This window comes from Mesorhizobium silamurunense (genome assembly GCF_014843905.1).
GTDB classification, from domain to species: Bacteria; Pseudomonadota; Alphaproteobacteria; order Rhizobiales; family Rhizobiaceae; genus Mesorhizobium; species Mesorhizobium silamurunense.
Window position 1 is genome coordinate 95,504 of the sequence record NZ_LPVS01000017.1, and the last position, 11,057, is coordinate 106,560.

Annotated in this window: 14 protein-coding genes and 3 pseudogenes; 10 read left to right on the forward strand and 7 right to left on the reverse strand. The window is 58.5% G+C overall.

Translation table 11 applies throughout. The annotated features are described in order from the left end of the window. The first annotated feature begins 9 nt into the window (after nt 1–9). The 8 genes and pseudogenes from AU465_RS36190 (at nt 10) to msuE (ending at nt 4,491) form a co-directional block, all read left to right on the forward strand. Nucleotides 10–462, forward strand: coding sequence for a hypothetical protein (locus AU465_RS36190; RefSeq protein WP_246505860.1), 453 nt, complete (start codon nt 10–12; stop codon nt 460–462). Continuing rightward, nucleotides 371–1,030, forward strand: coding sequence for a site-specific integrase (locus AU465_RS37065; RefSeq protein WP_281396677.1), 660 nt, complete (start codon nt 371–373; stop codon nt 1,028–1,030). Before AU465_RS36190 ends, AU465_RS37065 begins: the two co-directional genes overlap by 92 nt. Before the next feature lie 11 nt (nt 1,031–1,041). Beyond that, entirely contained in the window at nt 1,042–1,236 is a 195-nt protein-coding gene (locus AU465_RS37070; protein ID WP_312891196.1) for a tyrosine-type recombinase/integrase, read from the forward strand. A 358-nt stretch (nt 1,237–1,594) separates the two neighbouring features. Then, complete coding sequence (locus AU465_RS36200) at nt 1,595–2,176, forward strand: tyrosine-type recombinase/integrase (RefSeq protein WP_312891194.1); 582 nt, start codon at nt 1,595–1,597, stop codon at nt 2,174–2,176. Further along, on the forward strand, nt 2,148–3,167 hold the full coding sequence (locus tag AU465_RS04460) for a site-specific integrase (protein ID WP_281396679.1): 1,020 nt from the start codon (nt 2,148–2,150) through the stop codon (nt 3,165–3,167). Before AU465_RS36200 ends, AU465_RS04460 begins: the two co-directional genes overlap by 29 nt. Before the next feature lie 22 nt (nt 3,168–3,189). After that, nucleotides 3,190–3,309 (forward strand): annotated as a pseudogene (locus AU465_RS36205) (IS6 family transposase); the annotation flags it as partial. Continuing rightward, nucleotides 3,282–3,844, forward strand: a pseudogene (locus AU465_RS04465) (acyl-CoA dehydrogenase family protein); the annotation flags it as partial. The pseudogenes AU465_RS36205 and AU465_RS04465, both read left to right, overlap by 28 nt. A 98-nt stretch (nt 3,845–3,942) precedes the next feature. After that, nucleotides 3,943–4,491 carry an FMN reductase gene (gene msuE / locus AU465_RS04470; RefSeq protein ID WP_192244376.1) on the forward strand — a complete coding sequence of 183 codons (549 nt, stop codon included), beginning with the start codon at nt 3,943–3,945 and terminating at the stop codon, nt 4,489–4,491. 329 nt (nt 4,492–4,820) lie between these two features. On the opposite strand, the gene AU465_RS04475 is transcribed toward msuE, so the two are convergent. Both AU465_RS04475 and AU465_RS04480 read right to left on the reverse strand, forming a co-directional pair. Further along, nucleotides 4,821–5,120 carry a type II toxin-antitoxin system RelE/ParE family toxin gene (locus tag AU465_RS04475; protein WP_192244378.1) on the reverse strand — a complete coding sequence of 100 codons (300 nt, stop codon included), beginning with the start codon at nt 5,118–5,120 and terminating at the stop codon, nt 4,821–4,823. Further along, nucleotides 5,117–5,380 carry a type II toxin-antitoxin system ParD family antitoxin gene (locus AU465_RS04480; protein WP_192244380.1) on the reverse strand — a complete coding sequence of 88 codons (264 nt, stop codon included), beginning with the start codon at nt 5,378–5,380 and terminating at the stop codon, nt 5,117–5,119. Before AU465_RS04480 ends, AU465_RS04475 begins: the two co-directional genes overlap by 4 nt. Nucleotides 5,381–6,282: 902 nt before the next feature. On the opposite strand from AU465_RS04480, the gene AU465_RS04485 reads away from it, so the two are divergent. Next, nucleotides 6,283–6,489: a hypothetical protein gene (locus tag AU465_RS04485; protein WP_192244382.1), complete on the forward strand. Its 207-nt coding sequence runs from the start codon at nt 6,283–6,285 to the stop codon at nt 6,487–6,489. A gap of 70 nt (nt 6,490–6,559) precedes the next feature. Here the strand turns inward: AU465_RS04485 and AU465_RS04490 are convergent, their stop codons facing one another. From AU465_RS04490 to AU465_RS04500, 3 genes are all read right to left on the reverse strand, one after another. Next, complete coding sequence (locus AU465_RS04490; protein ID WP_192244384.1) at nt 6,560–6,757, reverse strand: hypothetical protein; 198 nt, start codon at nt 6,755–6,757, stop codon at nt 6,560–6,562. A 196-nt stretch (nt 6,758–6,953) separates the two neighbouring features. Next, nucleotides 6,954–7,406 carry a site-specific integrase gene (locus AU465_RS04495; RefSeq protein ID WP_246505861.1) on the reverse strand — a complete coding sequence of 151 codons (453 nt, stop codon included), beginning with the start codon at nt 7,404–7,406 and terminating at the stop codon, nt 6,954–6,956. Continuing rightward, nucleotides 7,394–7,726, reverse strand: a complete 333-nt coding sequence (locus AU465_RS04500) for a hypothetical protein (RefSeq protein WP_192244387.1) — start codon at nt 7,724–7,726, stop codon at nt 7,394–7,396. Before AU465_RS04500 ends, AU465_RS04495 begins: the two co-directional genes overlap by 13 nt. On the opposite strand from AU465_RS04500, the pseudogene AU465_RS37665 reads away from it, so the two are divergent. Then, nucleotides 7,637–8,167, forward strand: a pseudogene (locus tag AU465_RS37665) (DUF3800 domain-containing protein); the annotation flags it as partial. The gene AU465_RS04500 and the pseudogene AU465_RS37665 overlap by 90 nt on opposite strands. An 89-nt stretch (nt 8,168–8,256) precedes the next feature. On the opposite strand, the gene AU465_RS04505 reads toward AU465_RS37665, so the two are convergent. Together AU465_RS04505 and AU465_RS04510 are read right to left on the reverse strand one after the other, a co-directional pair. Further along, nucleotides 8,257–9,216, reverse strand: a complete 960-nt coding sequence (locus AU465_RS04505; protein ID WP_312891195.1) for an efflux RND transporter periplasmic adaptor subunit — start codon at nt 9,214–9,216, stop codon at nt 8,257–8,259. A gap of 696 nt (nt 9,217–9,912) precedes the next feature. Continuing rightward, nucleotides 9,913–11,057, reverse strand: a 1,145-nt coding sequence (locus tag AU465_RS04510; RefSeq protein WP_192244389.1) for a porin, incomplete at its 5' end; no start/stop codon positions are given.

Sequence of the window (11,057 nt, forward strand, 5' to 3'; positions counted from 1 at the left end):
GAGCAAACAATGAAGTGTTTCATCAATGATGATTTGGCGTTGTCGCGGCCACCAGAGGGCCCGGTGGCGAGTTATATCGTTCCGTTTGCCGAATGGCTCGGTGATCGAGGCTACGGTCTTGTTTTCATGAGGAACCAGGTGCTGCTGGCCGCAGGCTTCAGCAAGTGGCTCGGGCAAAAGGGGATTGAGCTAAGCGACATAAGTGGAGACCATCCTGGGCGTTATTTGCTGGACCGAGCGCAGCGGCCAAAGCTTGGAGATACCGCCGCTCTTCGACATCTACTGGCTTTTCTGCGAAGCCAGAACGCAATCGCCGAAGCGATTGAGGCCGACCACAACCCATCGCCGGTAGAACAACATGTGCAGGCATATGAGCGGTATTTGCATCACGCGCGGTTCTGGTCAAACGATCATAAATTACCGGCCAGTTGTCCGGGATTTTCTCAACTTCCGCTTCACTGATGGTGAAGTCTCGCTCGCACAATTGCGTGCCGTCGACGTGACCGATTTCGTGCAAAAAGCGATTTCGCGTCTCAACATGCGACGCGCCAAGATCATAACCACCGCACTGCGGTCGTTTCTCTCCTATGTGCGGTTTCGTGGGGACATCACGTCAGACCTGGCGGCAGCGGTCCCGATCGTAGCCAACTGGTCGCTTTCATCTATTCCTCATGCGATCGGCCGCGACGAGGTAACTCGCTTACTCGCCAGCATTGACCGCGATACGCCCGTCGGGTGCCGCGACTACGCGATGATCCTCGCATTGGCGAGGTTGGGATTGCGATCGAGTGAGGTAGTGTCGCTCGAACTCGACGACATCGATTGGGTCGCCGGGCAGATCCGTGTGCGTGGCAAGAACGGTCAACGCAACGACCTTCCGTTGCCAGCGGACGTTGGCGAGGCGATTTCCGACTACCTGCGGAAGGCGCGCCCACGCAATGCCGACCGTCGCGTCTTCTTGCGCGACAAGGCCCCGATCCGCGGGTTCAAGGGCCGAGTGGACTCGGATCGATCATCCGACGCTCACTGAAGAGGGCCGGCATCGAATCTCCCACAAAGGGAACGCACCAGTTCCGACACGGCCTTGCCTCAGAGATGCTCCGTGGCGGTGCCTCGCTGGGTGAGATCGGTGAAGTTCTGGGACACCGTCATCTGCAGACAACAGCGATCTACGCCAAGGTCGATCTCGACGCGTTGCGAACGCTGGCTTTGCCATGGCCGGGAGAAGCCCAATGAGCACACTCCGACAGGCTGTTCAGGAGTACATCGAGATGCGGCGAGGGCTGGGGTTCAAGCTGCGAGAGACAGAACGGGGATTGATCGATTTAGCCGCGTTCCTGGAGGCCCATGATACGCCATATGTCACGACGGAACTGGCCCTTGCCTGGGCTCAGCGACCGTCGCACGCGCAGCCTTCGCATTGGGCGAGACGGCTGGGGTATGTCCGCGTATTCGCCCGTCATCGAGTTGCCGCTGATCCGCGAACCCAGATTCCCCCGGACGGTTTGCTACCCTTTCGCCCGAAGCGAGCTCGGCCTTATCTCTATTCAAAGGAAGACATCCAGCGCCTCTTGTCCGCAGCGCTTGAGATGCCGTGCCGATATACTCGCTGCAAGCTCAGGCCATGGACATATTATTGCTGTTCGGATTACTGAGCGTTTCCGGCCTGCGCCTCGGCGAAGCCCGTAACCTCAAACTTTCGGACATCGATTTCGATGCCGCTGTGCTGACGATCCGCGGTACGAAGTTCGGAAAGTCCCGTCTTGTGCCGATGCACGCATCAACGTGCGCAGTGCTCCAGGATTATACAAAACGCCGCCGACAGCATTGCGCGGCCCAGGCGGCGTCTCCTTATTTGTTCACTTCCCGGTTGGGCAACCGCCTTGATGTGGGAGACATTCATCGAACATTCTATACTCTGTCTCGCCAGATCGGCCTGCGCGGTGCAACCGACAGCCATGGCCCGCGTCTGCATGACATGCGCCATGTGTTTGCGACGAACACACTGGTGCGTTGGTACGAAGCCGAGCAAGATCCCGAGCGGCTCCTGCCCATTTTGTCCACCTATCTCGGTCATGTCCACGTGGCCGATACCCAATGGTACCTCACCGGTTCACCCGAGTTGATGAAAGAAGCAATGCGCCGTCTTGAGCGCCGCTGGGAGGATCGGACATGAGCATGCCAGCCTGGCGCCACTTTTGGAGCGCTTTTTCACCCAACGCCTGATGCAACAGCGGCAGGCAACCCCCCATACGATCAGTTCCTATCGCGATACATTTCGGCAGTTGCTGAAGTTCGCGGAACGAACATTGCATAAGCCGCCGTCTCGATTGAGCTTCGCGGAAGTCGATGCGCCGTTGATCGTTGCCTTCCTTGATGACCTGGAGAACCATCAGGGTATCAGCGTACGCAGCCGCAACCTGCGCCTCACGGCGATTCATTCCTTCTTTCGCTACGCGGCCTTCGAGGCACCCGAGCATTCCGCCCAAATCCAACGCGTGCTTGCAATCCCCAGTAAGCGCTTCACTCGAACCCTCGTTAATTTCCTGACCCGCCCTGAGGTCGATGCCTTGCTGGCCGCACCGGATCGATCGACCTGGTCCGGGCGACGCGATCACGCGTTCCTGCTGGTCGCCGTGCAGACCGGATTGCGGCTATCGGAGATCACTGGTCTCAAGCGCGACGATCTGTTCTTCGGCACGGGCGCCCACCTGCGCGTCATTGGCAAAGGGCGCAAGGAACGCTGCACCCCGTTCGCCAAGTCTACGACCGCAGTCTTGAGAAGCTGGCTGAAAGAGCCTCAGCGCGGAGAAGAGAGTATCCTGTTTCCCAGCGCCAGAGGTGAGCGGCTGAGCGTTCATGGCGTTCAGTATATGCTGAACAAACACCGCCAGACCGCTTCTGCCATTTGCCCGTCGCTGAATGGAAAGCGCGTCACTGTTCATCGTTTGAGGCACACGATGGCCATGGACCTCCTGCAGGCGGGCGTCGATCGCGCCGTCATCGCTCTGTGGCTCGGCCATGAATCCGTCGAGACCACACAGATCTATCTCGAGGCGACGTTGGCGATGAAGGAGGCGGCGTTGGCAAAGACGTCCCCCTATTCCGGTAAGTCATCCCGATTCCGGCCCGACGACAATCTGCTGGAGTTCTTGAACAGCCTGTAGATCGCGCTGACTATGTCGGGTGGAAATGCTGCTGGAGCGCGGCATCGTCGTCTCATATGAAACGATCCGCCGCTGGGGGAAGAAGTTCGGGCCCGAGTACCTTCGCCGACTGCGCACGTCAAGGTGCCGAAGACGCATCTGGCGCCCGGCTACAAGGGCTACGACAAGCCGACCGCCGACGGCGCGATCGTCCAGATCATCCAGGTGGCGGTCGACACCGGCATCGCGCAGGCGGTGATCGACGAGACGGTCAATTTCATCAGGACCAAGAGCCGTTCCTGGATCGACAGCGGCGTATCGACAATGCCTGGGACGATCCCTACACGATCCATGCCATCGGCGACCTGACGCTGCGTCTCCACGCCGCGCAGGCGCTGCTGGAAAAGGCCGGCCTCGCAATCGATAAGGCGGTCGCCGAGCCATCGGCGGAAACCGTCGCATATGCGCAGATCGTGACGGCGGAATCGAAGATCCTGTCGACCGAGATCGCCATTGCCGCGACCAACAGACTGTTCGAATTGGCCGGCACGCGTTCGACGCTTGCCGAGCACAATCTCGACCGGCATTGGCGCAATGCGCGGACCCATACGCTGCACGATCCGGTGCGCTGGAAATACGCGATCCTCGGCAAGTACTTCCTCAACGGCGAAAAGCCGCCGCTGCACGCCTGGAGCTGATCGCAGTTCGCCGAGGGCCGTCGGCCTCGTTTCACCATGCGGTGGCCCGGCAGGGCCGCCTGTCTCTCAATCCTGGAGCCACCCCCGGAGTCTGTCCCATGTCAAATCCTTCTGTCGTCGGCTTTTCCGGTAACATCACCCGCCCATCGAAGACACGCGCCTTCGTCGACCTCGTCGTCCAGGACATCGCCAACCTGCATGGTCTGTCGGGACGCACCTATGACATCGACGATGTCGGACCGTCGCTCGGCAGCGCCAGATGGGCGCGCGACCTTGACGCAAAGGCGCAGGCGATCCTGGCGCAGGTCATCGCCGCGGACGTACTCGTCGTCGGCTCGCCGACCTACAAGGGCAGCTATACCGGACTGTTCAAGCATTTCTTCGACCTCATCGATCCGACTGCGCTGAAGGGCGAGCCGGTTCTCCTGACGGCGACCGGAGGCGGCGAGCGCCATGCGCTTATCGTCGAGCATCAGCTCAGGCCACTGTTCGGGTTCTTCGAGGCCTTTGCGCTTCCCACGGCCGTCTACGCCACAGACAAGGATTTCACCGATGGCCCCCGGAAGGCCGAACCGCGGGTGAAGACCGGACCTGGAACGCGTAATATAATTGGATTGCTGGCATGCTCCTCCCGGTATTATCAATGAGGGCTCCTGTGCGTATTGGAATGCTATGATTGGGAAATATCCGGCGCCGCCTATGCCACCAGGAGTATCCGGACTGATGAGCGAGAAAATGGACCGTTCTGGAAATTTCGTGGCCGAGAAAATCGCGGCCGGAGAAGGAGCCTTTCTCTCTCCAGCATTGGAACAGGGCTCAAAGCCGGAGTGGGGGAGGCAGACGACGATGCACGCCGTAGCGTTTCTGCGGACGAGGTGTTTGACCGGCTAGAGGCAAAACACGCCGAGAGAGCAAGATCTAAGATCGCCCGGCGGCTAGCTGACGGTTTCCCTACCTATCGCTTCCCCTCCATGCGCTATTCGGAAGGAAACAGGATAGCCTCATAATCCTGCGCCCCGTTCAGGATGTGCAGGATATCAATACGATCGGTGCCGATATGGTAGAAAATAAGATAATTTCCGTGCGGCAAACGGCGCACACCGGTGTGCTCATACCGTGGCACGAGCGGGAATGCGCGGGGCATGTCGGCCAGCTTGAAACAGTGATCCACCAGTTCGGCGACGAAACTGTCAGCGCGGCTGGGATTATCCTTGGCGATGAAGTCGCCGATGTGTTCGAGGTCGGTTAGGGCCTCATCCGTTATGACGATGTTCACGCACCAGATTCTTTCGCCATTTGCTGGTACTTATGGCGCAAACGCTTCGCTACCGTTTCCAGCGGCGTCACTCGGCCAGCGTCGGCGTCGGCAAGCCCCCTGGCAATTGCCGCATCCAAGGCGGCAAGTCGCTTTTCGCGTTCCTCAACCAGCCGTACTCCTTCGCGCAGAACCTCGCTGCGGGATTGGTAGCGGCCGGTTTTCAACAAATCGGACACGTACTGCTCCAGGTGGTGTCCGAGATTCGCACTGCTGGGCATAATGCACCTCCTTGGTTCCTTATATAGCACGACGTGATAACTGTTATCAACAAATCCTGGCTCTGGGCGACGCACCGCGCTACACCGGGTGAGGTAGGGAACGTCCTGTTCAACACCAAGCTGCTGAACCCCAAGTCCTTAGGTGCGCTGATGTCCTTGGATAACAACCACAGCCCTCCAGCTTCAAGGCGACGCCCCCTAAAGAGGAAAGATCGATCGCTAGACTGAGATGCGCAACATCTATGCCCACATGAAGAGCAAAGAGTGCAATAAGACTCCGGACGAGATTCGCAATATGGTCCGCCTTTGGGAAAACGACCCCGAGGCGCACGCGGATACGGTCCCCACTCTGAACGATCGTTATCTTAGCTGTCCACTGGAAGCCGGGCGTTCCACACCTCCCCCGCCCGATACGCGGCTGCCGCCACGATGGAACGCCCCTCACTCCGGCTGATGTTTTTCACGTTCAGGTGAAAGATGGCCACAAGCCTCTCCACGGCACGGACGGGGGACGGGGGGTGTCCCCCAGCGCACCTGCCGGTTTTCTCCGGTTTCGATCTCGCAACCGGTTAGAAAACCGAGCATGCATCCCCCCTTTACCCAATGCGTACACGTTGGGGCGATGCGTAGGTGCGCTGTACGCATTGGTACAAAATCCCGCCGGTCATGCAAGGCGGGTCCGCTCAGGCCAGTGTCTCAGTTTGACATTTGCGGGCTGAAAACCGCCCCTTGACGCAACCGCAGACATCAGCAAGTAGCGATCTATCGAGGGTGCCCCAGGTTGCTGCCGTTTGTCTGCGAGTCAAACCCCGCCGGCGGGCCCTTAAGGTGCCGATGCAAGCTCCGGTCTCATTAAAGTTTCATGAGAATTTTCTAATATTTCTGCTTTGGGGGAACATTGAGTGGACGAAAACAGCTCGTATCAGGAAGCCTACCGCCTGGAGCGCTTAGAGAACGGCGCAGCGACCGCGTTGGCGACTTTCTATTCGGCAAAGGAGGCGTTGACCCTCATTCCAAGCCTGGATCAGAACTACCGGCTAATGCTCGGCGACAAGCAGATATGGCCGCACAAGACTTCATCTACCCGTCATACTGATACGGCAGATTAGCCAAGGGCCGACCCTCCCAAGTGGCCTTGTTCCCTGACCTCTCTTGCCCGGATTGCGACCGGGCATTCTTTTATGTCGGGTTTAGTTTCGCCTTGATGGAGCTGACGGCCTTCAAGATGGCGTCGGCTGCGTACTCATCAAGCGCGATATCCAACAAGCCTTCCGTGGTCTGGATCGAGAGGATACCTACCGTTCCCTTGTCATCCTCGACCGTGCTGACATGGATTTCTGTCGGCACGAAAGGCGCGGCTTTGTCCTTGCGCTTCATCGTTCACCCGTGGCACTTGCGGGCGACAATCGCGCAACCCAGTGTCACGTTCAAGCGGACTTAGGGCCGGGTTCTCTTAGGGACCGCGCTTGCCCGGCTTCGGCGCAAAGGCATCCACCGCCTCGCAAAAGTTTCTTTCATCGGCCAAGCTCCTTTTGAAATGAAATCTCCAATTCTTTCCCCACCCCGCTCGCTCTCAATTCTCAAACAGGTCGAGGGTCTCAGCCTTTGGCTGCTTAGGCCTGGCCTTGCGAACGTTGATGGCGGCCGCATCGAGACGGTTCTTGAGGTGCACGGCATAGTGCTTCTCGATCATTTCGACGCTCGTGCGGCAGTTTTTGGCGACCTGGTAGATATCGGCGCCTTCAAGCAGCCGGAAGCTGATGTAGCTGTGGCGCAGCGAGTAGAGCGTGCGCCGGTTGCCCTCGCGGTCGAGCTTCAGCCCGATCTTGTCGAGAATGCCGTTGAACTGCTTCTTGTGGTCAACCGGGAACAGTTTGTCGGTCGGCTTCGGCTTGTTGCGGGTCACCATCCGCTCAAAGGGGAACACGGCGCCTGAGGTGCTTTTGCAGTACCCTACCCCGCGCTTGCCGCGCACCTGGATTTCAAGGATCTTCTGACCGCTTGCCTTGTCCTTCACGATCTCCACGTCCCGGTACTCAAGCCAGTTGGCTTCGTCTGGCCGAAGACCCGTGTTGGCCAGGAACAGGATCTTGTCGTGGAGCTGCTCAGCCAGCCATACGCGATGGGCTTTTTCACCCTCCTTCGCCTTCTTGCTGGCTTCCCGTGCCTGTGACAGACCGCGAGATCCACCTCTACATAGACGACAGCGGCAGCAGGGAACCAGACTGAGAGCCGAAAGAGAAGCGCCGTGACGAGATGGACTATTTCGCCCTTGGCGGGATCCTCATCAATGAGGAGCACGTCGACGAGCTCTACCGCCTTCACAAGTCCTTTTGCCAGCAGCATGGCATAGACTATCCGTTGCACTCCTGGGCCATCAGGGGTGGGCGTGGCGACTTCGGCCGGCTGAAGAAGCCGGAGGCCGCCTATGAGTTTTTGAGCGACCTGGAACGGATGCTGCTATCGTTGCCGGTCATCGGCATTGCAGCCGTAATCGACCGACCGGGGTATGTGGCCCGCTACCGGGACCGCTATCAGGATCAGCTCTGGTTCATGTGCAAGACCGCCTACTGCATTCTGATCGAACGCGCCGCCAAATACGCCTGCAGCCAGGACCGCAAGCTGCGCGTGTTCTTTGAGCGGGCCGGCAAAGCCGAAGACCGCGACCTGGTGGCCTATACGCGTATTCTGAAGACGCAGGGCACGCCTTTCGACGGCGCCAATTCAGCCAGCTATGACTCGTTGACCGCACAAGAGTTTAGGGACATCGTCCGCGGTGAGCCCCGTGGCAGGACCAAGGCCACGCCTATGATGCAAATAGCCGATCTCTACCTCTATCCGATGGCCAAGGGCGGCTATGACCCATCCTACCGCCCCTACAGGGCCTTGATGAAGTTCAATTCGTCTTCCGGGTCCTCGTCTTCTTCTGACGAAGGCTCTATCGACAGCATGATCATCGCGAACCCGTCCCGCTGCGTGAGGACCTGCTCGTATAGCTGGGGTGCAGTTCGTCCACGCTGCACGCTCAACCAGACACCGGCGTCCGTTTCGTCGATCTCGCTGGGTACGCCTTCCTCGTGTCTACGCCGGCGCAGCAGCGAGTAAGCTGAGACCGGCGCCCCCTTCCCGGCTGACAGATACGGAAACTTCGAAGGCTCCCGGTACGCCCGGAGGATCTTTCCATTATGCACGATCACGAGTGCATTGCTGCTGTGCGTTGAGCAGGCTTCAGGGCCTTTCACAATCGTCGGCACGGCCTGTGTTGAGTTCAACGTCTGACCGACTTTGGTCACCACTGCAACAACGACGCCGTCCATGGGCGCGCTGACCTTCGTGTAGTCGAGCTTTGCGCGAGCATTCTCAACGCCGACCGTCTTCTCAGCGATCTGCGTTTCAAATGACTCGACTTTGGCCTCCAGCGCCAAAAACTTCGCTTGCGCGTCCGCCAGTTCGGCGGCCGATGCTGCCTTCTGCCCACTCAGCGTCTTCTGTCTCCGGAAGACCAATTCGGCCTGTTCCAGCTCTATTCCGCTTTCCTTGCGCTGTGCCTTGACATTGGCGAGGTTGGCATCGGCAATGCGCAGTTCGTTTTGCTGTTGCGTAGCATCGATTTCGGCGATCAAGTCGCCAGCCTTGATCGTTTGACCGAGCACGACATGCAGCGCCTTCAATCGGCCCGATACTTGGGCGCCAACGCTGACCATACGGGCAGGTTCCAAAACGCCGTTCGCAAGAACGGTCTCCTCGACCGACCCGAGCACCACAGGTTCCGTGAGGACGGGATCGCGCGTTTTGCGTTCGAAAGAGCCGGTCGCGGACGCGATGGCGAACACCACCGGGGGGATCCCCAGGACCCAGACGAGCGCCCTTGTCTTACCCTTCAGCAAAACTCACACCCGCTTTGAGAACACATTGTTTTAGCCGGACGCTGTGGTGCGACGGAAACGCCGAGAATCTCATCGACCGAGCTGAAACGAGATTGGCTCCGGCATGCGCTTGTTCCGCTGAGAGGTTTCAACCAGCGCGGAAAACTTGATCGCGAACGCGAACACACGAAGACGTAGATGATGGTGAAGTGACGGGCGAGCATCATTGTCCCTTTCGGAGGGCGGTAGCAGCAGCAACAAGCTCAGGGCGAGTGCCATCGGGCCGAAGAGAAGGCTGGCACGAACAAGGCTCCTGTGTCGGTGCATTGCGAATTTCAGACGTTTGCTTTGGCCGCACTCAGAAGCTCCCCAGGACACCGCCGATATGAAGCGCGACCAGAGCCAGCATGAGATTGGCAAGCGCCTCATGCTCCGACCCATTCGATGGCCCAAAAGGCGTCAGTCGTTTGTAGCGAGCCGGTACGGCCAAGTGTCGTCGAGGTCAGTAAGGCAACCACCATCAATGCTCCCAACGGATTGTGGCCGAGATATCGCGCTTCACGATTGAAGATCATGTCCTCAGCATGAGAGTGTCTTTCGGACCGCGGATGAATTGCGTAAAGCGGGCATCTCAATCGGACCACCGAGATGCAGCTTTTCATTCCGTTAGAATGAGTGTTGGAAACGGAGGATGCCGCCGACGCTGTTCTTCTTGTCGGCGTCAGTCCAGTTCAACTTGGAAGGGTCGACCATGTCGACGCCGAAGTTGCCGTAGTCGTCATAGTCGACTTCGGCTGTGAGCGTGAAACCTGGAACGACCGTATAGGCGACGTTTGCAGCCACACCATAGTTCTTGAGCTGATCACCCGAGATCTGAAGATTAAACGAAGTTTTCTCGTTGAACTTGTAAGTAGCGCCGGCCCAGAAAGCCCAATTGCCGCCCCAGGTTTTGTAGAAGCCGCGACCATGAGCGTCGATTGCGTCAGTGGCGTCATCGTTGAGCTTGCCATTGGAGCCGTGGCCGAACATTCCGAACAGCGACAGTTCGTTGGTGACGTTGATATCGACGCGGACCTTGCCGGCCACCGATTCGTAGTTGCTGTCATAAGCGACAACGCCAGTGATCGCGCCCCAGCCTTGTGTGTATTTCACGCCGCCGACTACGTGCGGTACATAGCTGTCGATAGTGCCGACTACGCCCGAGCCTTCTTCGAGTGAAACCACAGCCGAAAAGCCGTTACTGGCGTCAAAGTAGTATTGAACCACGTTTGTATCGAAGTTGCCGTACGGAACAAGAATTTGATTGAGGACGTTCCCGGCGTAGCCAATATATGTGTCGAATGCCGACCAGTCCTTACCAACTCGGAGGCCACCAACCTGAATCCAAGCGGAAGTCAACGTGAGGCCTCTGTTGAAGGAATAGTTCTGAGGACTGCCGGGACCCGAAGTGTTGCGGTTACCGAAGTTCATGCTGGTTTCGGTATAGGTCTTCAACATACCGAGTTCGGTCTCTTGGCGGGTCCAAGTTTTGAAGGTAAAGCGTGTGTTGTTTCGCCATGTACCTTGATCCATGCCATTCCTCGCATCCGAGGTTCTGGCGCGGTCATACGATCCCGTGTCGCCAGCGCCGATGTCATAACGGACATAGCCGCCGATGCGCAGGCAGGTCTCGGTGCCGGGGATGTAGAAGTAGCCGGCGCCGTAGACGTCGCAGATCTTGACGTATTCAGCGGGTTCCGGGTCGGCGACCGTCACCGCGTCGGCGGCGCGAGCACCGGAAACTGCGATCAGGGCCGCAACTGAGCCGAGAA

Excerpts from the sequence above, each read along its gene's own strand:
- AU465_RS04490 (WP_192244384.1), bottom strand. The coding sequence starts at position 6,757 with ATGAAGCGCAAGGACAAAGCCGCGCCTTTCGTGCCGACAGAAATCCAT.
- AU465_RS04500 (WP_192244387.1), bottom strand. The coding sequence starts at position 7,726 with ATGCTGCTGGCAAAAGGACTTGTGAAGGCGGTAGAGCTCGTCGACGTG.
- AU465_RS04480 (WP_192244380.1), bottom strand. The coding sequence starts at position 5,380 with ATGCCCAGCAGTGCGAATCTCGGACACCACCTGGAGCAGTACGTGTCC.
- AU465_RS37065 (WP_281396677.1), top strand. The coding sequence starts at position 371 with ATGAGCGGTATTTGCATCACGCGCGGTTCTGGTCAAACGATCATAAAT.
- AU465_RS36190 (WP_246505860.1), top strand. The coding sequence starts at position 10 with ATGAAGTGTTTCATCAATGATGATTTGGCGTTGTCGCGGCCACCAGAG.
- msuE (WP_192244376.1), top strand. The coding sequence starts at position 3,943 with ATGTCAAATCCTTCTGTCGTCGGCTTTTCCGGTAACATCACCCGCCCA.